The organism is Microbacterium sp. CCNWLW134 (genome assembly GCF_037083565.1).
Lineage (GTDB): Bacteria > Actinomycetota > Actinomycetes > Actinomycetales > Microbacteriaceae > Microbacterium.
In genome coordinates this window covers 601307-623822 of sequence record NZ_JBAOJU010000002.1, presented here as the reverse complement: position 1 = coordinate 623822, position 22516 = coordinate 601307, and the positions used below count along the sequence as shown (strand labels likewise).

Annotated in this window: 21 protein-coding genes; 8 read left to right on the top strand and 13 right to left on the bottom strand. The window is 67.3% G+C overall.

All coding sequences use genetic code 11. The features are described 5' to 3' along the window. Positions 1 to 29 precede the first annotated feature (29 nt). The 6 genes from rlmN to V6S02_RS13565 form a co-directional block, all read right to left on the bottom strand. Complete coding sequence (rlmN, locus tag V6S02_RS13590; RefSeq protein ID WP_336401273.1) at positions 30 to 1259, bottom strand: 23S rRNA (adenine(2503)-C(2))-methyltransferase RlmN; 1230 nt, start codon at positions 1257 to 1259, stop codon at positions 30 to 32. Positions 1260 to 1658: 399 nt separating this feature from the next. Beyond that, positions 1659 to 2591, bottom strand: coding sequence for an agmatinase (gene speB / locus V6S02_RS13585; protein ID WP_336401667.1), 933 nt, complete (start codon positions 2589 to 2591; stop codon positions 1659 to 1661). 16 nt (positions 2592 to 2607) lie between these two features. Beyond that, positions 2608 to 3636 carry a LacI family DNA-binding transcriptional regulator gene (locus V6S02_RS13580; protein WP_336401272.1) on the bottom strand — a complete coding sequence of 343 codons (1029 nt, stop codon included), beginning with the start codon at positions 3634 to 3636 and terminating at the stop codon, positions 2608 to 2610. Positions 3637 to 3691: 55 nt separating this feature from the next. Further along, positions 3692 to 4642 (bottom strand): carbohydrate ABC transporter permease, encoded by a 951-nt coding sequence (locus tag V6S02_RS13575; RefSeq protein ID WP_336401271.1) that lies wholly within the window; start codon positions 4640 to 4642, stop codon positions 3692 to 3694. Next, positions 4639 to 5634, bottom strand: a complete 996-nt coding sequence (locus V6S02_RS13570) for a carbohydrate ABC transporter permease (protein WP_322411000.1) — start codon at positions 5632 to 5634, stop codon at positions 4639 to 4641. Before V6S02_RS13570 ends, V6S02_RS13575 begins: the two co-directional genes overlap by 4 nt. Before the next feature lie 81 nt (positions 5635 to 5715). Then, positions 5716 to 7011 carry an ABC transporter substrate-binding protein gene (locus V6S02_RS13565; protein WP_336401270.1) on the bottom strand — a complete coding sequence of 432 codons (1296 nt, stop codon included), beginning with the start codon at positions 7009 to 7011 and terminating at the stop codon, positions 5716 to 5718. Between the two features lie 162 nt (positions 7012 to 7173). Between V6S02_RS13565 and V6S02_RS13560 the strand changes: the two genes are divergently transcribed. Further along, positions 7174 to 8397, top strand: coding sequence for a glycoside hydrolase family 32 protein (locus tag V6S02_RS13560; RefSeq protein ID WP_336401269.1), 1224 nt, complete (start codon positions 7174 to 7176; stop codon positions 8395 to 8397). Here the strand turns inward: V6S02_RS13560 and V6S02_RS13555 are convergent. The 3 genes from V6S02_RS13555 to V6S02_RS13545 form a co-directional block, all read right to left on the bottom strand. Next, complete coding sequence (locus V6S02_RS13555) at positions 8374 to 9405, bottom strand: LacI family DNA-binding transcriptional regulator (protein WP_336401268.1); 1032 nt, start codon at positions 9403 to 9405, stop codon at positions 8374 to 8376. The two genes, V6S02_RS13560 and V6S02_RS13555, sit on opposite strands and share 24 nt — an antisense overlap. A gap of 211 nt (positions 9406 to 9616) precedes the next feature. Beyond that, positions 9617 to 9979, bottom strand: coding sequence for a GntR family transcriptional regulator (locus tag V6S02_RS13550; RefSeq protein ID WP_336401267.1), 363 nt, complete (start codon positions 9977 to 9979; stop codon positions 9617 to 9619). Next, on the bottom strand, positions 9976 to 10899 hold the full coding sequence (locus V6S02_RS13545) for a hypothetical protein (protein WP_336401266.1): 924 nt from the start codon (positions 10897 to 10899) through the stop codon (positions 9976 to 9978). Before V6S02_RS13545 ends, V6S02_RS13550 begins: the two co-directional genes overlap by 4 nt. 237 nt (positions 10900 to 11136) lie before the next feature. Between V6S02_RS13545 and V6S02_RS13540 the strand changes: the two genes are divergently transcribed. The 5 genes from V6S02_RS13540 to V6S02_RS13520 all read left to right on the top strand — a co-directional run bounded on the left by V6S02_RS13540 (position 11137) and on the right by V6S02_RS13520 (position 17467). Next, the gene (locus tag V6S02_RS13540; RefSeq protein ID WP_336401265.1) at positions 11137 to 12054 is read left to right on the top strand and encodes a PRD domain-containing protein; all 918 of its coding nucleotides are present in this window, start codon (positions 11137 to 11139) and stop codon (positions 12052 to 12054) included. A 170-nt stretch (positions 12055 to 12224) separates the two neighbouring features. Then, positions 12225 to 14093, top strand: coding sequence for a beta-glucoside-specific PTS transporter subunit IIABC (locus V6S02_RS13535; protein ID WP_336401264.1), 1869 nt, complete (start codon positions 12225 to 12227; stop codon positions 14091 to 14093). An 8-nt stretch (positions 14094 to 14101) separates the two neighbouring features. Continuing rightward, positions 14102 to 15556: a glycoside hydrolase family 1 protein gene (locus tag V6S02_RS13530; protein ID WP_336401263.1), complete on the top strand. Its 1455-nt coding sequence runs from the start codon at positions 14102 to 14104 to the stop codon at positions 15554 to 15556. Between the two features lie 4 nt (positions 15557 to 15560). Continuing rightward, the gene (locus V6S02_RS13525; RefSeq protein WP_336401262.1) at positions 15561 to 16406 is read left to right on the top strand and encodes an HAD-IIB family hydrolase; all 846 of its coding nucleotides are present in this window, start codon (positions 15561 to 15563) and stop codon (positions 16404 to 16406) included. Positions 16407 to 16999: 593 nt separating this feature from the next. Further along, positions 17000 to 17467 (top strand): GNAT family N-acetyltransferase, encoded by a 468-nt coding sequence (locus V6S02_RS13520; RefSeq protein WP_336401261.1) that lies wholly within the window; start codon positions 17000 to 17002, stop codon positions 17465 to 17467. 4 nt (positions 17468 to 17471) lie between these two features. Here V6S02_RS13520 and V6S02_RS13515 read toward each other — a convergent pair whose 3' ends face one another. The 4 genes from V6S02_RS13515 to V6S02_RS13500 form a co-directional block, all read right to left on the bottom strand. Further along, a complete protein-coding gene (locus tag V6S02_RS13515; RefSeq protein WP_336401260.1) occupies positions 17472 to 18302 on the bottom strand; it encodes an SDR family oxidoreductase in 831 nt (276 codons plus the stop codon). Beyond that, entirely contained in the window at positions 18299 to 19120 is an 822-nt protein-coding gene (locus V6S02_RS13510; RefSeq protein WP_336401259.1) for an enoyl-CoA hydratase/isomerase family protein, read from the bottom strand. The genes V6S02_RS13515 and V6S02_RS13510 overlap by 4 nt, the downstream gene beginning before the upstream one ends. After that, complete coding sequence (locus tag V6S02_RS13505) at positions 19117 to 19878, bottom strand: SDR family NAD(P)-dependent oxidoreductase (RefSeq protein ID WP_336401258.1); 762 nt, start codon at positions 19876 to 19878, stop codon at positions 19117 to 19119. The genes V6S02_RS13510 and V6S02_RS13505 overlap by 4 nt, the downstream gene beginning before the upstream one ends. 111 nt (positions 19879 to 19989) lie before the next feature. Continuing rightward, complete coding sequence (locus tag V6S02_RS13500; RefSeq protein ID WP_124292332.1) at positions 19990 to 21024, bottom strand: TerC family protein; 1035 nt, start codon at positions 21022 to 21024, stop codon at positions 19990 to 19992. A gap of 178 nt (positions 21025 to 21202) precedes the next feature. Between V6S02_RS13500 and V6S02_RS13495 the strand changes: the two genes are divergently transcribed. After that, positions 21203 to 21937, top strand: coding sequence for an aminoglycoside 3'-phosphotransferase (locus tag V6S02_RS13495; RefSeq protein WP_336401256.1), 735 nt, complete (start codon positions 21203 to 21205; stop codon positions 21935 to 21937). Next, the gene (locus tag V6S02_RS13490) at positions 21934 to 22443 is read left to right on the top strand and encodes an SRPBCC domain-containing protein (RefSeq protein WP_124292330.1); all 510 of its coding nucleotides are present in this window, start codon (positions 21934 to 21936) and stop codon (positions 22441 to 22443) included. The genes V6S02_RS13495 and V6S02_RS13490 overlap by 4 nt, the downstream gene beginning before the upstream one ends. Positions 22444 to 22516 lie beyond the last annotated feature (73 nt).

The following is a 22516-nucleotide window of genomic DNA, read 5'->3' as shown; positions in this document are numbered from 1 at the left end:
CCTTCGAGGACAATCTGTCGGGTCGCCGATCAGCTGGAGGCCGCCGCCGCGACATCCGCCTCGGTGGCCACGAGCTGTCCGCAGGCGCCGTCGATCTCCTTGCCGCGCGTGTCGCGGAGGGTGGTCGGAATGCCCGCGGCGTTCAAGCGCCGCACGAACTCGTTCTGCACGCTCCGCTCCGACGCGGTCCAGACCGACCCCGGGGTGGGGTTGAGCGGAATCGGGTTCACATGCACCCAGCCGCGACCGCGGGCGTTGAGCTTCTCGGCCAGCAGATCCGCGCGCCAGGCGTGATCGTTCATGTCCTTGATGAGGGCGTACTCGATCGAGACGCGGCGCCCGGTCTTGTCGAAGTACTCGCGGGCGGCGTCGAGGGCCTCATCGACCTTCCACTTCGAGTTCACCGGGATCAGCTCGTCGCGCAGGTGGTCGTCGGGTGCGTGGAGCGACAGGGCGAAGGTGACGGGGATCTCTTCGGCCGAGAGCTTCCGGATCGCCGGCACGAGTCCGACGGTCGACACCGTGATGCCACGCGCGCTCATGCCGAGCCCGCGCTGCGGGTCGATCATGACGCGCACCGCCTGCATCACCCGCGCGTAGTTGGCCAGCGGCTCGCCCATGCCCATGAAGACGATGTTGGTGACGCGCTCGTCGGGGTGGTCGGGCTTGCCGAGCCCGCCCTCGCGGATGAGGCGGTTGGCCCGCACGATCTGGTCGACGATCTCGGCCGCCGACATGTTGCGGGTGAGACCCGCCTGGCCGGTGGCGCAGAACGGGCAGTTCATGCCGCATCCGGCCTGGCTCGACACGCACAGCGTGATGCGGCCGGGGTAGCGCATGAGCACCGACTCCACGAGCGCACCGTCGTGGAGCTTCCAGAGGAACTTGATCGTGTCGCCCCGGTCGGTCTGCAGGCGGCGCACCTCGGTGAGGAGCGGCGGCAGGAGCCCGGCGACGAGGTCGTCACGGACGGATGCCGGGAGGTCGGTCATCTCGCCGGGGTCACTCGTGTAATGGCGGAAATAGTGGATCTCGAGCTGCTTGGCGCGGAACGCGGGGAGGCCGAGCTCGGTCACCTTGGCGGCGCGCTCTTCGGCGGTGAGGTCGGCCAGGTGCACCGGGGGTTTCCCGCGCTTCGGGCTGGCGAACTGCAGCAACGGGCGGCCGTCGGCATCCTTCTGCTGCTTCCACCCCTCGGTGCGGGGCCGCACCTGGCGGACGGGCCCGGCGATGCCGCGGGCAGGAGGATTCTCGGTCACCGTCCCAGGGTAGCGGGGGCATCATGGGAAGCGCCCGGGGGCGTCGGTGGTGGGACGGCGTGGGCCTGTGAGAGGCATCCGAGCTCGGCGCGCGGCACGGGTTCACGGGAGGCTCCCGTCTTCGAGCAGGAGGTCAACCCTGATGCCTTCGGTGTCTCGTATCGGACTTGCCCACCCGAAGAGGTCTAGCTGAGTTGCGACACATAGCTCCGAGAGATGCCCTGCGGTCAATTCCGCGGGTCACGAGGGTGCGGCATTGGACCTGCGAGACGTCTCGCAAGGGAAGGGATTCGCGACAGGTCGCGCTCCGAGATGGGCGACCGCAGTTCGAGATTGGCAAGCACGCCGGAACGAACGGTCGCGCGGTAGCCGACAAAGCCCGGTCTGGACGGCGGCTGGTTAGGCGAGGCTCATGAGCGTGACGAGCTCCCACGCGGTGTGTGCTGCGGCGAGGCCTGTGATGCCCGCGTGGTCGTAGGCCGGCGCGACCTCGACCACGTCAGCACCGACGATGCGGGTACCGCGCAAGGCGCGTAGCACGGCGAAGAGTTGCGCGGTTGCGATTCCTGCCACCTCCGGGGTGCCGGTTCCCGGAGCATATGCGGGGTCGAGCACGTCGATGTCCACAGAGATGTACACCGGGACGTCAACGACCCGCGCTCGAATGCGGTCGGCGATCTCCGCGGGAGTGTCGGTGAGGAACGCCTCGCTGCGGATGATCTGGAAGCCGGCTTGCGCGTCGTCCTCGAGCTCACGGGTGTCGTAGATGCCGCCCCGGATACCGACATGTTGGCAGTGAGCGAGGTCGAGTAGCCCTTCTTCCGCGGCCCTCCTGAATGGTGAGCCGTGCCAGTACGACGCACCGTGCAGTGTGTCCCACGTGTCGAGATGCGCGTCGAAGTGCACCACGGCTAACGGTCCGTAAACTTCAGCTGCTGCACGGAGCAGAGGAAACGCGATCGTGTGGTCACCTCCCAGCGCAACAATTCGGGATCCCGCGGTTGTCAGGCGTCGGGCAGCCCTCTCTACGACCGTGATCGCGCGGGGGATGTCGTACGGGCCGACGGCGACGTCGCCCGCATCCGCGACTTGCATTGCTTGGAAGGGGTAGGCATCGAGAACGGCATGGTACGGATGCAGCTGCCGTGAGTTCTCTCGGATGTGGGCCGGGCCGAACCGCGCGCCGGGCCGGTAGCTCGTTCCAGAGTCGAAGGGTACGCCGAGGATGGCAATTTCGGCTCGGTCCACGGAGTCGAGCGTGGGGAGGAGCGCAAAGGTCGCCAGACCGGCGTAACGAGGAAGCTCGGGGTCGTCGCGTTGACCGAAGTTCATTCCGTTCACCACACCATCATCGCTCCACGCCCATTCCTGTGCCGGTGTCGAGCTGCGGAGGTCGGACGCTCCCGCCCCGGACCATCGAAGCAGCGATCATTCGCGCCGGGATCGCCTTGTCGCCTAGGTCGGCGCTTCGTAGGAGCATTTCTAGTGCAGCTTGGCCGATCTCCTCCGCGGGCAACCGAGCTGTCGTCAGTCTCGGGGAAGTCGTTTGTGCGGGGGTGGTATCGCCGAAGCCTGTGACGCTGAGGTGATCAGGAACGATCAGGCCGACCTCTCGGCTGCGTTGGAGAACACCGATTGCGACGCTGTCGTCCACGCACAGCACCGCTGTGGGGCGCAGCGACAGGTCCGGGGTGACCATGAAGAGCTCGTCTATCGCCACCCTGCCCCCGTGCACGGACACCTCAGCCGAGATCGTTGTGATCCCGACCCAGGGGATTCCCGCTGCGATGAGACCGTCGCGGAGCCCTGCGGCTCGTTCGGACCATTTCCCGCTCCATCGCGCCGGGGTCACGATGGCCACTCGAGTATGTCCGGACGAGACGACGAAGGTGGCCAAGTCGTGTGCGGCGGGGCGAGGGTCAATCATCGCGGCGGCGGCACGGCCAAGGCGGTGCTCGCCCTCACCGGCGAGCACAACAACGTGTCGCGCAGCAAGAGTGGCGTATGCCTCCGCCGAGAACTCGTTGTCGGTCACGTAGATCAGGGGTTCCCCGGTTTGTCGCGCCCCGACGCGACCACTTTCTGGGCAAGATGAAGGCCCGCTGTCAACCGATACCGTGACGATGATGTCGCGCGCGGCTGCCTCCGCGAGGATGCCGCTGGTTACCCGCGCGACGAACGGGTCGGCGGCATCCGCGCTGACCACTCCGACTGTCGAGACTCGGCTGGAGCGGAGGCCCCGCGCGAACGCGTTGGGCCGGTAACCGAGCCGGGCGATAGCGAGCTCGATACGAGTACGCCTCTCTTCCGAGACATACCCCGTCCCGTTGATCACATAGCTGACTGTGGTCTTGGACACATCGGCAAGCCGGGCCACGTCCGTGATCGTCGGCCTGCCTGACCGCGCCATCCGCCGCCGCCCTGCGTTGTGCTTACTTCACAGAGCCGGCGGTGAGACCGCGGACGAAGAACCGCTGCAGTCCGAAGAAGATCGCGAGCGGGACAACAAGGGTGATGAACGAACCGGCGGCCACGCGCTGCCACCCCTGACCGTATTGTCCCAGGAGGGTATAGAGCCCTTGCGTGAGGACCTGGTTCGGGCCGCTCTGAATAAACAGGTAAGCCACGAAGAAGTCGTTCCACACCCAGAGGAATTGGAAGATTGCAAACGAGGCCAGCGCGGGGACGGACATCGGGACGATCAGGCGCCAAAAGATCTGGAAGTGGCTCGCTCCGTCTACACGTGCCGCTTCGATGAGCGAGTTCGGCAGGGTCTGCATGTAGTTGCGGAGGATATAGATCGCGAGTGGCATGGCGAAGGTAGCGTGAACGATCCACGCGGCCTGGTATTGGCCGATGATTGGGATGCCGGTGACGTCGCCGAACCAGACGAACAGCTGCAGGATCGGGATGACGGCGATCTGGACGGGCACCACCATGAGTCCGAGGATCACGGCGAAGTAGATTTCTTTCCCGCGGAATTGGAAGAAGGTGAACGCGTACGCGGCCATCGCCGCGAACATCACTGGGAGCACGGTTGCCGGCACGGTGACGGCGACCGAGTTCCAGAACGTTGTCCCGGCGTCGAGCGCTGTCCAGGCCTGCGCGAACGGCTCGAGTGTCCAGGCCGTTTGGAACGGACTGAGGATTGCTGTCCACCATCCCGTCGACTCCACATCGGCGCGGGGGCGGAGACTGGTGACAAGCAACCCGAGAAGGGGGAACAGCCAGGCGATCGCGATCACTCCGGTGATGACAGTGATCAGAACGTGCGGCTTCTGCTTCTCCGCGCCGGTCTTGTCGTACTTTTTCTTCCTGCCGCCATCGATGGTTTCGCGCTTGCCGGAGTCTTCGTCGACGATCGGGGTGGGGATCACAGTCATCGGAGTTCCTCCTGCGCCTTGTAGCTGCGGATTTGGTACACGATCAGGGGGACGACGGCGATGATCAGGACGATGACGACCGCGGCGGCCTTGCCCGGATTCTGGAAGCTGAACAGCTGGGAGTAGAAGTCGACGACCAAGACGCTGGTGTTGTACTGCCCACCCGTCATCGCGTAGATGATGTCGAAGCTCTTCATCACGAAGATCGTGATCGTCACGAACACGGCAAGCAGCGTGCCGCGGATCTGCGGCACGATCACGAGGAAGAAGGTCTTCCGCTCCGTGGCCCCGTCCAAGCGTGCAGCCTCGATGGTCTCTTCGGGCACGCCTTTGATCGCGGCTGAGAGGAGAACCATGGCGAACCCCACCTGCAGCCAGATCACGATGAACATCAACAGAAAGCTGTTCAATCGTCCGGCGTCAAGTGTGAGCCAGGGCACGGGGTCATTCCCGGTGATCCCGGTCCAGATAGCGTTCAGCAAATAGATCTGCGGGTTGCCGGGTGGCGCGTAGAAGTAGATGAACCGCCAGGTGACCGCGGCCGCGATGCCGCTGATCGCCATGGGCAAGAAGATCATCGACTTGAAGGTCGTCTCGCGCTTCTTTCCCAGACGATCCGTAAGGATCGCGATGAGCAGGCCGATCAGCACGGTCGCGGCCGGTACCACAAGGACCCACAGCAGGTTGTTGAGCAGGACGCCGAGGAAATTGGGGTCGGTGAAGAGCGAGATGTAGTTGTCGAATCCGACGAAGGTTGCTCCTTCGCCGCGTCGCTGGCTCTGCTCCATGAAGCTTTCGACGAAGGTTCGAATCGCCGGGTACAGCAGGAACAGTGCGACGAGAACGATCACGGGAAGCAGGAAGACGTACGGCAGCAGCCGGGACTTCGCCTTGTCATGCGTCCTCTCGACGAGCCAGTTCAGGCTCAAGAAGATCAGGAACGACACGCCGAGTCCGAGGACCACGGAGATCACTGCGCTGAGAATGGCCATCGAAACCGCCTGACGTCATTGTGAGGGTGGATCGTCTGTCGGGCGGCCAGCGGTGGCCGCCCGACAGACAGTGAATGAGGCCTACCGCGGCCAGGACGCGTCGATATCCTGGAACGCTTGCTGCATCGTCTTCTGCCCTGTGAACCAGTTGGTCAGCTCGGTCCACTCGGTTCCCGCCCCGACCTCACCCGGCATCTGGTCGGACGCGTCAAAGCCGAACAAGGTCGACGCGGCGAGCAGCTCCTGCGCTTTGCGTTGGAACTCGGTGGTGTAAAACGACGTGTCGAAATCGTTGTGCGGGGACAGGAAGATCGCCTGGCTCGCGTACCCGTTCGTGCCGAACTCGGAGCTGGTGATGTACTCCACGACCTGCTTAGTGGCATCCGAGTTGGTGAAGGCACCGACCAGGTCCCCTCCGCCGAGCATCGCTGTGTCTGTCCCTTCCGGTGAGGGCAGCTGGAAGAAGTCGATGTTGGTCAGGTCGCCTTCGGCGATCTGTGACTTGATGTCGTCGGGGAAGAAGTCCGCGATGAACGACCCCTGACGCATCATGAAGCACTGACCGTTCTCGACGCCTTCCACGAACAGCTGGTTGCCGGCCGTCTGGAACGCGGTCGTCGCCGCACCCGCCCCGCCACCGTTGACCTTTCCGGGCTCGAGAAGCTCTGTCGCCACCTTGTCGCCGGCTTCGGTGACCAGCGGGCTATCGAACAGGACATCACCGGCGATCCAGGCGTTGTACTCCTCCAGTCCCCCGTATCGCAGGACGTACTCCTCCAGCCAGTCGGTCGCGGGCCATCCCGTGCCCGCACCTGATTCGAGACCCACGCACCACGGGTATCCAAGGCCTTCGTCGATGATCTGCTGCTGCAGGGCGGTGAGCTCCGCATCGGTGGTCGGAACACTCAGGCCCGCCGCTTCGAACGCCGCGGGGTTGTACCAGACGAGCGACTTGACGTTGATGGAGTACGGCAGGCCGAAGGTCTGACCGTCGACGACAGCGATGTCCCCGAGCCCGTTGGCTTGATCGGCGGTGATCGCCTCCACGTCGATGCCGAGGTCCTCGAGCGGGTAGAGCGACTGGGTTTGGCTCTTCAGTACGCCCGGCTGCGGGTAGATCGCAATGTCCGGCGGGTTCCCGGCCGTCGCGCGAGCGACCACCGCAGTCTGGAAGTCGGTGTTGCCGTCATAGGTGACAGTGATACCACTCTCCTCCGACCAGGCATCCAAGTCGGCCTGGAAGGCCTCGGCTTGTGCGTCGGTGAAAGCTCCCATGATGGTGACGGCCTCGCCGTCGCCTCCCCCGCTGTCCTCTCCGCCGCCGGTGCACCCTGCCAACGCGATCACGGCAACGGCAGAAGCCGTCACGCCGACCATTCGGTATCGAAGCATCGTCACTTCATCCTCTCGTCGGGGGAAAGGAATCCCCAAAACGTTTTGTGATTGCGACTATAGTGAGCAGGCACGGCAACACAAAACGTTTTTGGTAACGACGCAGTAACGATGATTCGGCCACGCCGCGCATGAGATGGAGCAGCCATGAGACCGACGTTTCACTTCACCGCGAACGGTTGGATCAACGACCCTCACGGGATCACCTTCGATGGCGATCGCTACCATGTCTTCTTTCAATACGTCCCGGACTCCGTGGTCTGGAGCATGAACTGCTCCTGGGGGCACGCCAGCGGCAGGGACCTTTTCTCACTCGCGGAGTTGCCCCCCGCGCTCACCCCAGGCGACGGTGACGATGGCGTCTGGTCTGGTTCGCTGCTCGTCACCGATGACGGGTCGCCGCGGATCCTTTACACGTCGGTCTCATCCGAGAATCCTGCGATTGGGCGCATCCGAACGGCCACTGCCAAAGATGAGGGCTGGATCACCTGGGAGAAGGGCGCTGTGGTTGCGACCGCGCCGGAACAACTCCCCGTCAAGGTATTCCGTGACCCGGTCATCATTCCGGATGAAGCCGGCTGGCGGATGCTCGTCGGCGCCGGACTAGCGGAGAAAACGGCCGCCGCCCTGGGATTCACCTCCCCCGACGGAGCGACCTGGGTCGCCGACGGGGTGGTCGCGTCCCGATCGAGCGCCGATCGGGATCCCGTTTGGAGCGGATCCATGTGGGAGTGCCCGCAGATCGTCGAAATCGACGGCGTGCACGCACTCATCGTCTCCGTCTGGGACGAAGACGAACTGTTCGACGTTGTCTACGCACTCGGCGACTTCGACGACGGCTCATTCACCCCCAGGTCGTGGGGCAACCTCAGCCACGGCCCCTCCCCCTACGCCGCCACGACATTCCGTGATGCACAGGACCGCCCCTGCCTGATGTTCTGGCTCCGCGGCGTCGAAGGCGATGACTGGAACGGTGCACACTCCCTTCCCTACGTCATCACTACCGTCGGTGACCGCCTCGTGCTCAGTCCGCACCCGGATCTCGATCGATACCACGACGCTGGCGCCGGCGGTGAGGCCGCGGACATTCTCTGGCCCGAGCACGTCCACACCACTCTCAAAATTAGAGATCGCGGCGTAGTTGCGCTCGAGATCAATCGGGTCGGGCAGCATCTGCGAGTCCTATCGAGCGAGAACGCTCACACACTGCCGTGGGCGGGCGACGTGCGCGTCATCCTGGACGGGCCGATCCTCGAAATCTCGTCCCACGCCGGCGTCTTCGCCGCCCCGATCACCCCGCTCTCAGCGGGCTGGGAGCTCGCAGGCCGTGGACACGAACTACGCCGGTTAGGGCAGCACGCTCGGGCGTGATCGGGGCGACGTCAGCGACTGCCGGCTCACCAATGTTCCCGGCAGCCGTGTCTCCACCGGGAGATCCAGTGGCCCCGTGGCATCGAGCAGTTCCAAAGCCACGCGCACTCCCCACCGACCCATCTCGTAGTGCGGAAGGGAAACCGTCGTCAATCCAGGGAGGAGCGCCGCGGCAACCGGCTCGAAGTCATCAACACTCACGACCGAGAGATCATCCGGAATGGACACGCCGACCCGCGATGCCTCCTGGTAGATTCCCATCGACATCGGGTCGTTGAACGAGAACACCGCCGTCACGTCGTCTGCGCCCGCGTCCAGCATCGCTGCGAACGCCTCACGACCGGCGGCCGATGTCCCAGGGTCACCTCCCCTGAACACCCGCGGCTGGAAACCTGCGGCTCTCATCGCCGAGGTGTAACCCACCAGTCGTCCGATGCTCCCGCGACCGGCACCGGACACCGTCAGATGCGCGATGCGGGTATGCCCCGCCGCCAGCAAGGTCTCCGTCGCCAGACGCCCAATCTGCTCTTCGTCCGGAACGACCGAAGGAATTTGTCCCCGCTGATCGGTGGTGTCCACGAGCGCTGTCGGGATGCCGGTCAATTCCGGGGGCAGCACCGACGCGCCTTGGTGAAACATGCGGGCGTAGACGACTGCATCAATGCGCGCCGTCAGCAACCCCGAGATTTGCCTCGACTCGATCGCTCGGTCGCTATTGCTATTGACGACAACTAGCAGCTGGCCCCGCTCAGACGCTGCGTCCTGGGCACCGAGAACCACACGCGTCGCGAAAGGGGTGGTCGCGATGTCATCCGAGACAAATCCCAGGATCTGGGAACGCTGCCCACGCAAAGCGCTAGCCAAACGGTTCGGAATATACCCCAGATCCTCAGCGACTCGCCGCACGCGCTCCCTCGTTGACTGCGCCACCTGACCGCGCCCACTCAGTGCATGCGAAACCGTCGTGATGGACACAGACGCTGCGCGCGCGACGTCTTCGATACCCACCGGCTTCGTTGCAGATACGTCTTGTGGCATGAGGTATCTCCGCTCTCGCATTCTGACTGTCACTGTAGCCCAAAACGTTTTCTCTCCGGCCAGCGGCCACGACGGCTGGTGCTCGAACCGTTCGCCGCATCCGGAAGCGTCGCAGTCGCAGGGGATACGAGACAGTCGCCGGCAGACGGGTCCGCGCGACCCGGTTCGCCGGAGCTGCTCCTCAGTCTGTTCTCTGGTGTGGCCAGACGGCGCGGATGATGCGGATCGTTTCTTCCAGAGAGGTGTGGTGGCGGAGGCTGGTATTGACGAGAGCGCGAGCGTCCTGAAGGACCGCTCGGTGGGTGGTGGTCGCGGCGGGACTGACGCGGGTTCCTGCTCCCGTGCGGGTGACGAGGAGACCTTCCTGCTCAAGTGCGCGGTACGCCTTCGCGACGGTTCCGGAGGCGAGTCCGAGGTCGTGCGCGAGCTGCCGCACCGAGGGGAGGCGTTCATGGCTGGCGAGTTGGCCGGCCGCGATGAGCCCACGGATCTGGTCGCGGATCTGGTCCGCCGGTGGGGCGGAGCCGGACAGAAAGATCATCATGCGGGGATCGGAGCTGGAGTGGTCCTCCGGGCCGGCACTGCGGATAGTGCTACCGCAGCCCACAGGCCGGCCCCCAGCGCGGCAGCGACGTACGAGCCGACGGTGAGTACGATCTCGAGCGCTGCGAAGGGTGTCCAGACGCTGAAGGTCCCGATGCTCGAGGAGAAGGACCCCCGCAGTGACGCGGTCCCCGCGAGCGATTGCAGGACCGTGGCGAGGTGGAGCGAGAGTGCCGCGGTGGCAGCGACGAAGACGTTTCGTGAGCGAAGTTGGCGCGTGCGCGATTCCCCCGCCGGATTCAGACCGAGTCGCGGACGGGCGATGGCTGCCAAGACACCGAGGGTGACGACGGCGAGGACGGCCAGAGCGACAAGGGCCGGGACGGAATAGAACCAGCCATAGATCCCCGTCCCTACGCTGTTCTCACCGCCCAGCTCAATCACGTACGCCGTGTAAAAGCCGGTCGCCTCGTCCGGCCGCGAGGCAAGACCCGCCGGGATCGTCAGCAGCAGGATGAACCCGAGGACGACCAACGGCGCGATGAACCAACGGCCCCTCGAGAAGCGGAACACTCCCCGCCGCGACAACTCCGCGACACCCGCGCTCCTCCGCGACGGCCACGGGAAGGCAAGGGCAGCGACCAGAGCGATCCCCACGATAAGAGGAATCAGGAACCGGTACTGCGCGGAGAGGTCGAACAGCTGGAAGGGGACGGCCAAGCTGACAGGGAACAGGAAGGAGGCACCCAGCAGCACCGTGCTCAAGTACGAAGCGAATCCGACGGCGCCAACACCGAGCGTCACCCCTCTGACGGTGCCTCCCGCGAGTGCTTGCCGGCGACCCCGTAGGGCGAACCACCCCACTGCGCCGAGGACACCGACGATCAGCGACCCGAACACCGCCACCACGAGCACACCCATCCCCACTCCCCCATCTCCATGGCGGCCAATGTATCATCCAACTAATACAAAATCGTCACACAGGCGAGGATGAACTCCGCACCGACCGCAAGGGCTCGCGAGACCAGCTCGCGGAGCGATGAATGAATCCCCGAACCGCCGGGGCCTCCCCCCCCGCGCGACGTCTTCCGGCGCCTGCGCGTAACCTGCCCGACCCCGCAGGCCGGATCCGGCAACCGACCGCCCTAGAATGCACGCATGCCCGCCCCCGCAGGGCACGATGCCGCGCGTGACTCGACCGTCGTCGCCCGGAAGGTGCTCAACAACAACGTCGTCATCACCGTCGACGCGGCCGGGCGCGAGCGCGTGCTGATGGGCAGGGGCCTCGGTTTCGGCCTCAAGCCCGAGACGCCGATCGACCCAGCCAAGGTGGAGAAGACGTTCGTGCTCGATGCGGCGAGCGACTCCGCGCAGGCACAGCAGCTGCTGCGCGACGCGCCGTACGAGATCGTCGAATCGGTCATGCGCGGGGTCGAGGTCGCCGAGCGCCGCCTCGGGCGCGACCTCGGGCGCCGGCTCCCCCTCGCCGTGATCGACCACGTGCAATTCGTCCTCGAGCGTCTCGACGCCGGGGTGCGCATCCCGTCGACCTCGATGCCCGAGCTGCGGATCCTCCACCCCGACGAGTTCGGCGCCGCCCAGGCGATGGCCAACGCCATCGCGACCTCGCTCGGTCGCGAACTCCCCGCCGAAGAGGCGGTGTTCCTCACGATGCACCTGCTCAACGCCACGCGCGACGAACCGAACGGCACCGCCGCCCTGCTCTTCCGCCGCGTGCAGCATGTCGTCGCCACGGTCGAGCGCGGGCTCGGGGTCACCCTCGACATCGGCGACGCCAATTACGCCCGCTTCATCCTCCACGTGCAGTTCCTTCTGCAGCGTCTGGTGAACCGCGCGATGCTCGCGAGCGGCGACACGTCGTTCTTCGAATTCGCCGCGCGCAGCTACCCCCGCTCGTACGCCATCGCCCAGGACGTCAAGGCCTATGTGCTCGCAGCGACCGGCTCGGCTCTCACCGACGAGGAGCTGCTCTACCTGATCGTCCACGTCGAACGCCTGGCGACCGCGATGGCGGCACCCGATCAACCTGTGGTAGGTTCCCTTCCGCAGGAGTGATCTCCTGCCGCGACTGGATTGTTACCGCGCTAGCGGGCAAAACCTGAACTCGCACCGTCGTTATCGACGGTGACCTGAGTTCAGGTCTTTTTTTTGCCCGGATGCCGGTGCGACGGCCGCGCGAGAAGGGCAAGCGTCGCGCAGAGGCGGCGAGAAAGAAGCGGATCGCAATGGCGGATTACGCGAAGACCGCGGCGGGGGTACTCGCCGGGGTCGGTGGAGAAGAGAACGTCCAGTCGCTGGTGCACTGCGCCACCCGGCTGCGTTTCGTGCTGAAGGATGACGCGAAGGCCGACGCGCAGAAGCTGCGCGCCACGCCGGGCGTGATCACCACGGCGCAGGCAGGTGGCCAGTACCAGGTGGTCATCGGCAACGACGTGCCCGAGGTGTACGCCGCGATCGGTGCGATCTCGAAGATCGGCGCGGGCGCCGGCGGCACCGGTGACGGTGCGGAGGCCCCGAAGGGCAACCTCTTCAACCGCTTCATCTCTATGATATCGGCGATCTTCACCCCCGTGCTCTGGGCGCTCGCCGGCACCGGCCTGTTGAAGGCGTTCCTCGCCGCAGCCGTCACCTTCGGCTGGATCGACACCACGACCTCGACCTACGTGGTGCTGAACTCCCTCTCCGACGCGTTCATCAACTTCCTCCCCCTCGCCCTCGCCTTCACCGCGGCGCGCTACTTCAAGGCGAGCGAGTTCACCTCGTTCGCGATCGCCGCGGCGCTGCTGTACCCCGCCGCGACGGCCCTCGTGGGCGTGGAAGGGCTGACGTTCTTCGGCATCCCGTTCACCATGGCCAACTACGTCTCCAGCGTCATCCCGATCATCATCGTGGTGTGGCTCCAGAGCCACGCCGAGCGCTTCCTCTACGCCACGCTGCCCGCGGCCGTGCGCCGGTTCGTCACGCCGATGATCATCGTCCTGCTCGCCGTCCCGCTCGTCTTCGTCGTGATCGGACCGCTGTCGGCCCTGGTCAGCGGCTGGATCGCCGGAGGGATCGGCTTCGTCTTCACCACCGTGCCGTGGCTCGGCGGTGCGCTCATGGGCGGTCTCTGGCAGGTGTTCGTCATCTTCGGCCTGCACTGGGGTCTCGTGCCGCTGTTCACCGTCGAGTACCAGACCACCGGCCAGATCCTCCTCGTCGCCCCCGTCTACGCAGCCGTGCTCGCCCAGGCCGGAGCCGTCGCCGGTGTGTGGGTGCGCACCCGCAACAAGACGCGTCGCTCGCTCGCGGCGCCGGCGACCCTCTCGGGCTTCCTGGCCGGCATCACCGAGCCCGCCATCTACGGCATCAACCTGCCGCTGAAGCGCCCGTTCGCCTTCGGCATCGTCGGCGGCGTCATCGGCGGTGCGATCATGGCCGCCGGCGGCGTGTTCGCCACCGCGTTCGTCGTCCCGTCAGCCCTGGCCATCCCGGCCCTCATCGGCAACGGCAGCACCGCGCTGATGATCGTCGGACTCATCGCCGCGATCGTCATCCCGTTCCTCCTCGTCGTCATCGTCGGCTTCAAGGAGCAGGCGGAGGACGCCCCTGTCACCCCGGCGACCGCCGAGACCGACCTCGCCGTCCGGAGTCCCCTCGACGGCACCGTGGTGGCGCTGTCCGAGACCCCCGACGCCGCATTCGCGGACGGCAGTCTTGGCGACGGCGTGGCGATCCTCCCCCGATCGGGCGCGCTGTACGCGCCGTTCGATGCCGCGGTGGCCGCGCTCTTCCCGACCGGCCACGCCATCGGCCTGCGCTCGAAGGACGGTGCAGAGGTGCTCATCCACATCGGCATCGACACCGTGCGTCTGAAGGGCGAGCACTTCCAGGTCAAGGTCGCCTCCGGCCAGGAGGTGTCGGCCGGCGACCTGCTGATCGAGTTCGACCTCGACGCCATCGCCGCGGCCGGCTACGACCTGACCACCCCCGTCGTCGTCACCAACGGCGACCTGTACCCCGAGATCACCGATGCCGCATCGGGCCCGATCGCTCACGGTGACGCACTGTTCGTCGCCCGCGCGATCGAGTCGGCCGCGGCATCCGTTCGATGAGGATGCTGATGAGCAACGTCTCCCTTCCGCTGACCTTCCCCGACGACTTCCTCTGGGGCGGTGCGACCGCCGCCAACCAGATCGAAGGCGCCTACGACCAGGGCGGCAAGGGCCTCTCGGTGCAGGACGTGATGCCGATGGGCATCGTGGGTCCGCGCACCGAGGCCCCGACGCCCGACAACCTCAAGCTCGTGGCGATCGACCACTACCACCGCTACGCCGAAGACATCGCGCTGTTCGCCGAGATGGGCTTCAAGGTCTACCGGTTCTCGATCGCGTGGAGCCGCGTCTTCCCGAACGGCGACGATGCCGAGCCGAACGAGGAGGGCCTGGCGTTCTACGACCGCGTCCTCGACGAGCTCGAGAAGCACGGCATCGAGCCGCTCGTGACGATCTCGCATTACGAGACGCCGCTCCACCTCGCCGAGGCCTACGACGGCTGGACCGATCGCCGCCTCATCGGGTTCTACGAGCGGTACGCCCGGACGCTGTTCGAGCGGTACGGATCGCGGGTGCGGTACTGGCTGACCTTCAACGAGATCAACTCGCTCCTGCACGCGCCGTTCATGTCGGGCGGCATCGCGACGCCGAAGGAGGACCTGAGCGACCAGCAGCTCTACCAGGCGATGCACCACGAGCTCGTCGCGTCGGCGCGGGCCACCCGGATCGCCCGGGAGGTCGCGCCCGGTGCGCAGATCGGCTGCATGGTGCTGTCGATGCCGGTCTACCCGCTCTCGCCCTCGCCCGAGGACGCGCTGGCGGTGATGACCGCCGATCACGCCAACCTCGTCTACGGCGACGTGCACACCCGCGGGGTCTATCCGGGATACTTCCTGCGGACCCTCCGCGAGAAGGGCATCGAGCTGCAGATCACCGACGAGGACCGGGACGATCTGACGAACACCGTCGACTTCGTCTCGTTCAGCTACTACATGTCGATCGCCGAGACCGCCGACCCCGCCGAGAAGGCCGCGGGCGAAGGCAACATCATGGGGGGCGTGCCCAATCCCACGCTCCCGGCGAGCGAATGGGGCTGGCAGATCGACCCGATCGGGCTGCGCCTCGTGCTCAACCAGTTCTGGGACCGCTGGCAGAAGCCGCTGTTCATCGTCGAGAACGGGCTCGGCGCGAAGGATCAGCTGGTCGAGGTCGACGGCCGCAAGACCGTGATCGACGACTACCGCATCGCGTACCTCCGCGACCACCTCGTGCAGGTCGGCGAGGCGATCGCCGACGGTGTCGAGGTGCTCGGGTACACCACCTGGGGGTGCATCGACATCGTCAGTGCCTCGACGGCGCAGCTGAGCAAGCGCTACGGGTTCATCTACGTCGACCGCAACGACGACGGCTCGGGCACCCTCGAGCGCTACCGCAAGAAGTCGTTCGACTGGTACCGCGAGGTCATCCGCACCAACGGGGCGGCGCTCGTCGACGAAACGGCGGCGAAGGATCTGACACGCTGAGATGGTGACCTCCCGCCGCATCGCCTTCCTCGACGTCGACGGCACCCTCGTCGACCACCATCAACAGCTGGCGGAGTCGGCGATCGCGGCGGTCCGCGGCGCCCGCGCAGCGGGGCACCTGGTCTATGTGTGCACCGGGCGCGGGCGTCGCGAGATCCCCGACAGCGTGCTGCGGATCGGCTTCGACGGCGCGATCACGGCCGGCGGCGGGTTCGTCGAGCAGGGCGATGAGCTGGTCGCCAGCTACACCATGCCCGAAGCGGATGTCGCAAGGGTGCGGTCGTTCTTCGAATCGGCTGACATCGAGTTCATCCTGCAGGGCTACGACGACATCTGGGCGAGCCCCGGTCTCCTCGCCCGCGTGAGGCCGCTCTTCGAGGGCGACATCGCGCGGGGGCGTGACGCCGCCGCGACCGCCGACATGGAGAAGCTTGCCGCGCGGATGGCTCCCCGCCCCCGCCCGGCGGGCGAGCCCGTGGCCAAGGCGACGTTCTTCGGCAGCGACCCGGGGGCCTTCGCGCGGGTGCGCGACGGGCTCGGCGAGGGGTTCCACGTCATCACGGGCACGATCCCCTATCTCGGCGAGTCGGGGGGCGAGGTGAGCCTCGCGGGAATGACCAAGGGCGCGGCGATCGTCGACCACGTCGGCCGTGTCGGGCTCACCCTCGCCGATGCGATCGGCATCGGCGACAGCGTCAACGACCTCGAGATGCTGCAGGTCTGCGGGCTCGGCATCGCCATGGGCAACGCCCCCGCTCAGGTCAAGGACGTCGCCGACGAGGTCACCTCGGGCGTCGACGACGACGGCGTCTGGAAGGCTTTCGTGCGCCACGGGCTCGTCGCCGCCTGACTGCCCGCGGCGCGCGCCGCGACCCGGATTCTGCGCGACCCGTCAAGAAGTGTCGCTTCCCGCAGCGTCGGGCCGCATTCTCTGACGGGTCGCGGCGGGGAGGCACGGACCGCGGCGGGGAGGCGCGGGTCGCGGCATCCCTTCCCCGCGCCGATCCGTCAAGAATCGTCGCTACCCGCAGCGTTGGGCCGCATTCTGTGACGGGTCGCGGCGGGGCGGCGCGGGCCGCGGCGGGGAGGCACGGACCGCGGCGGGGGCCCCAGGTCGTGACGGGTCACGGCCGGTCCGCGGCATCCCTCCCCCGCGCCGATCCGTCAAGAATCGTCGCTCCGACCCGCGTTGGACCGTATTCTTGACGGGTCGGGCGGGTGGGCACGGGTCGCGGCGGGTGGGCACGGGTCCGCGGCGGGTGGGCACGGGTCGCGGCGAGGACACGAGGGCCGCGGCCGGGAGATGCGGGTCCCGGGGTCGAGGGGCCGACGTCGCGAAGCGGATGCCGAGGATCGCCGATGAACTCGCCGAGCGAATGCGAGGCGCGCGCGACCGCGTCAAGCCCGAGCGGGGTGCGAGCCTGCCCGGGCTAGCGTGGGAGCGTGAGTGAGCTGCAGATCCGCGACATCCGTCCCTCCGACGCCGGCGAGGTGCTGACGCTCCAGCGCGCGGCGTTCGTGTCGGAGGCGCTCATCTACGGGAGCGTCGAGATGCCGCCGTTCACGCAGACCCTCGAGGAGGTCGAGCATGAGCTCGCCGAGAATCTCGGCTGCGTCGCGCACCTGGGTCACCGGATGGTCGGCGCAGCACGCGCACGCGTCGACGATGGGCTGCTCCTCATCGGGCGGATCTCCATCGCCCCCGACGTGCAGGGCGAGGGCGTCGGCTCGCGACTCCTCGAGGCTCTCGAGGAGCGGGGCCGCGCGGCCGGCGCGACCGAGGCCGAACTGTTCACCGGGTCGCTGAGCGAGGCGAACCTCCGCCTTTACGAGCGCCAGGGCTACCGCGAGACCCAGCGCGTTCCGGGCGACGGCAGCGATCAGGTCTTCTTGCGCAAATCCCTCCGCTGAGGGCTCAGTCGAGGAAGATGTCGGGGAAGAGCTCGGAGTCGGGGGTTCCCGGCACCGCCGCGTAGCGCGAGAAGTCGGTCACACCGGCGGCTTCGAGCACGTCTTCGACGATGAGCGTCTGTCCGGTGTAGTCCCGCGACGGCTTCGTCAGCACCTCGTACGCGGCGTCGGCGTAGATCTCGGGCGTGCGGCTGGCCCGCATCATCCGATCTCCCCCGAGGGCGAACTGAACCGCGGCGGTGGCGATCGTGGTGCGCGGCCACAGGGTGTTGGCGGCGATGCCCGCCTCGGCGAACTCGGCGGCGAAGCCCAGGGTCGCCATCGTCATGCCGTACTTGGCCAGGGTGTAGCCGGTGTGGGCGCCCAGCCAGCGCGGGGTGATGTTCAGCGGCGGCGAGAGCGACAGGATGTGCGGGTTCGCCGACTCGCGCAGGATCGGAGCCGCGGCCCGGGAGAGCATGAACGTGCCGCGGACGTTGACGTCCTGCATCAGGTCGTACTTCTTGGCCGCGAGGTCGAGCGAGGGCGACAGATCGATGACGCTGGCGTTGTTGATGACGATGTCGATGCCGTCGAACTCGCCCTGGGTCTTCAGCACCGCCTCGGTGATGTCGTCGTCGTTGCGCACATCGCCGACGATCGGGAGGGCCCGTCCCCCGGCCTCTTCGATCGCGGCGGCAGCGGTGTGCACGGTGCCCTCGAGCTTGGGGTGCGGGGTGTCGGTCTTGGCGAGCAGCGCGATGTTCGCCCCGTCGCGCGCGGCGCGCAGCGCGATGGCGAGGCCGATGCCGCGGCTTCCGCCCGAGATCAGGATGTTCTTTCCGGCGAGGCTCATCGGTTCTCCTCCGAACGGGGACGGGTGCGGGATGCCGCGGCGAACGCCGCGACGCGGGTGCGGGCTTCCTCGGTGGCGAACCGGGCGCCGATCGTGGCGGCCTCGTCGTCGAGGTTGGCTGCGAAGGTGCGCTCGGCCCCCTGACGGACGAGGCGCGTCGCCTGCCCGAACGCCGCGGTGGCGCCGTCGAGCCAGAAGCGGGCGATCGCCTCGGCGCGCGCCGCGAGCTCGGCCGCGGGCACGACCTCGGCCACCAGGCCCCAGTCGAGGGCCTCGTCGGCGGTGAGGGTGCGATCCTGCAGCAGCAGCTGCAGTGCGCGCCGCTGGCCGATCGCCGCGGGCAGCAGGGTCGTCACGCCCAGGTCGGGAGTGAGTCCGATGTTGGCGTAGCGGCTGACGAAGACCGCGCGGTCGGCGGCGACGATGTAGTCGGCGGTGAGCATGAGCCCGAGGCCGCCGCCGGCGACCGCGCCCTGCACCGCGGCGACGATGGGGATGTCCGAGAGGGCCAGGGTGCGGATGCCGTCGTGGATGACGTGCGCGGTGGCGGTGACGTCGGCGCCGGTGGCCCCGGTGGTCGACATCGCCACGACGTCGCCGCCCGCGCAGAAGGCCGGGCCCGCGGCATCCATGATCACCGCCGTGATCGCGGGGTCCTCCGCCACGCGGTGGGCGACCTCGCGCCAGCGCCCGGCCATGTCGAAGTCCATGGCGTTCAGTCGCGCGGGGCGGTTGAACGTGATGCGGGCGAGACCGTCGTCCGAGACGGCGAGGAGGATGCTGTCCTCGGCGGCGGTGCTGTCCTGGGGGGCGGTCATCGCGGGGCCATCCGGATCGCGCCGTCGAGGCGGATCGTTTCGCCGTTGAGGTAGCCGTTCTCAACGATCTGCTGCGCGAGCGCGGCGTATTCGTCGGGGCGGCCCAGCCGGGCGGGGTAGGGCACCTGCTCGCCGAGCGAGTCCTGCGCCGCCTGCGGCAGGCCCTTCAGCATCGGGGTCTCCATGATGCCGGGGGCGATCGTGACGACCCGGATGGCGTGACGGGCCAGCTCGCGGGCGATCGGGAGGGTCATCGCGTGGACGCCGCCCTTGCTGGCGGCGTACGCGGGCTGGCCGATCTGGCCGTCGAAGGCCGCGACACTGGCGGTGTTGACGATGACGCCCCGATCTCCGGATGCCGTCGGCTCGGTGCGCGCCATCGCCGCCGAACCCTGGGCGATGACGTTGTAGGTGCCGATGAGGTTCACCCGGACGAGCCGCTCGAAGTCGGCCAGCGGGGTCGGCCGACCGTCGCGGTCGAGCACCTTGGCCGGCGGGGCGATGCCGGCGCAGTTGACGATGATGCGAAGCGGTCCGGTGCTGGCCGCTGTGGCGACGGCCGCCGCGACCTGCTCGGGGTCGGTGACGTCGGCCGGGGCGAAGGCTCCGCCGATCCGTGCGGCGACCTCGGTCCCCGATGAGGAGGGCAGATCGACGATGGTCACGACGGCACCCGCGCGGGCGAGTCTGTCGGCGGTGGCGAGGCCGAGCCCGCTCGCGCCGCCGGTGACGAGGGCTGCTGCGCCCGAGATCTCCATGCCGTTCCCCTTCGAACCGTTCCGCCTGTCAGCGACACGGCGTGTCAGTCCCCATGGGACTGAGTGTCACCGCCGTATCGCTGACACCAGGCTAACGGGTTCGCCGAGACGTCACGAGCCGCGCGACTCGTCCTTCGCGACGACGACCGGCTCGCCCTCGATCTGCTCGCGGTCCTTCGCCTCGCGGTCGTTGCGGGTCTTGATGAGGCTCGCGATCGTCGCCACCGTGATCGTGCCGGCGATGAAGAGCAGCGACAGCCAGATCGGGATCTCGGGAACCCACAGCAGCGGCTCGCCGCCGTTGATGAAGGGCAGCTCATTGACGTGGAGAGCGTGGAAGACGAGTTTCACGCCGATGAAGGCGAGGATGACCGCGAGACCCTGTGCGAGGTAGACCAGGCGCTCCAGCAGACCGCCGATGAGGAAGTACAGCTGACGCAGACCCATCAGGGCGAATGCGTTGGCGACGAAGACGATGTACGCCTCCTCGGTCAGACCGTAGATCGCGGGGATCGAGTCGACGGCGAAGATGAGGTCGACGAACCCGATCGCGACGATGACGAGCAGCATCGGGGTGACGAACCGGCGGCCGTCCTTCTTGACGGTCAGCTTGTCGCCGTTGTACTCGTCGCTGACCGGCAGGTGGCGACGCACGAACGTCATGAACTTGCCGTTGGCGGGGTCGGACTCGCCGTGCGAGAACGCCTGTCGGTAGGCCAGGAACAGCAGCAGCGCCCCGAAGATGTAGAAGATCCACGAGAAGTTCTCGATGAGGGCCGCACCGACCGCGATGAACGCTCCACGCATGACCAGCGCGATCACGATGCCGATCATCAGCACCTTCTGCTGGTAGATCTTCGGCACCGCGAACCCGGTCATGACGATGAGGAAGACGAAGAGGTTGTCGATCGACAGCGCCTTCTCGGTGAGGTAGCCGGCGTAGTACTCGCCACCGAAGTCCCAACCCCAGACCATGCCGATGACGACGCCGAAGATGAGGGCGAGGCCGATGTAGAAGGCCGACCAGCGGGCCGACTCGCCGATGCTCGGCTCGTGGGGCTTTCGCACATGGGCGAAGAACTCGTAGATGAAGAACGCGATGGTGACCGCGATCGTGATGATCCAGACGAGAGGAGTGATGTCCACGGAAAATGCTCCAAGAGTGAGGGCAGGCGTCGTACCGCCCAAGGTCTCCTCCGCCCAGAGTGGGTCGGCGGCCCGGAACGCTGCATCGGATTCGTATTGACGGGCACGCCGCAAACGGGAGTACTCCCCTTGTTGCGGGTACCAGGGTACCAAACCCCGCCGGGCTAGGGTGGCTCGCGTGTCGATTCCGACGGACGAGGTGGTGGTGCCCACGCGGGTGCGCCATCTCGCCGGCTCTGACGACCTGATACCCGTCTGGCGGAACGGACTGGGTGGGCTGACCTTCCGCGCGACCGGGGCCGCCGGCATCCGCTACGTGAAGTGGGGACCGAGAAACGCCGAGACCACCGTCGAGGGGGAGGCGGAGCGCCTGGTGTGGGCGGCCGCATTCACACCGGTGCCGAGAGTGATCGCGCGGGGCGGAGACGACGACGAGGAGTGGCTCGTCACCGAGGCTCTCCCGGGCGAGAGTGCCGTCGCGCCGCGGTGGATCGCGGCACCCGAGATCGCCGTATCGGCGATCGGGGTGGGCCTCCGATCGCTCCACGACCGGCTCCCCGTGACCGACTGCCCGTTCTCGTGGCGGGTCGCCGATCGTCTCGCGGGGGCGGCGCGCCGCGGCATCCGTGTGCCCGAGCCTCTGCCGGAGGCACCCGACGAGGAGGACCTCGTGGTCTGCCACGGCGACGCCTGCAGCCCCAACACGGTGCTCACCGACGAGGGGACCGTCTCGGGGCACGTCGATCTCGGCGCGCTCGGCGTCGCCGACCGCTGGGCCGACATCGCCGTCGCCGCGATGAGCCTGGAGTGGAACTATGGGCCAGGATGGACCGAGACTCTGCTCGAGGCCTACGGCATCGCCCCGGACCGGAGTCGGATGACGTACTACCGAGAGCTGTGGAACGCGACATGACAGATACCCCGCGGGTGACCGGAACGGTCGAGACCATCGACGATGAGCGCCACCTGGTGCTGCGGAGGACGTTCACCGCCTCGGCGAAGAAGGTGTGGCGCGACCTGACCGACGCCGACCGGCTCGAGCGGTGGATCGGCACGTGGGAGGGCGACCCGGCCGACGGGCAGGTGATGTTCCGCATGACCGCCGAGGGTGAGAATGTGCCGGCCGAGACCTTCACCATCCGCGAGTGCGACAAGCCACGGCGGCTCGTCGCCGACACCGCCGTGGGCGAAGGGACCTGGCACCTGTGGTTCGAGCTCAGGGAGGACGAGGGCGAGACCCTGCTCTCGTTCGGCCAGCGGCTGGACGGCGGTGAGGACGTCGGCTCGATCGGCCCCGGCTGGGAGTACTACCTCGACCGGCTCGTCGCGGCGCGCGAGGGGCGCGACGTCGCCGAGATCGAGTGGAGCGCGTACTACCCGGCGCTGCGCGAGGAGTACCTGAGGGTCGACGCGGGCTGAGCGCGGGGCGCGTGGCGCGGGGGCAGCGGTCGCGCGGCGGCGCGGCGGAGCGGTGCCGCGTGCAGTGGCCTCG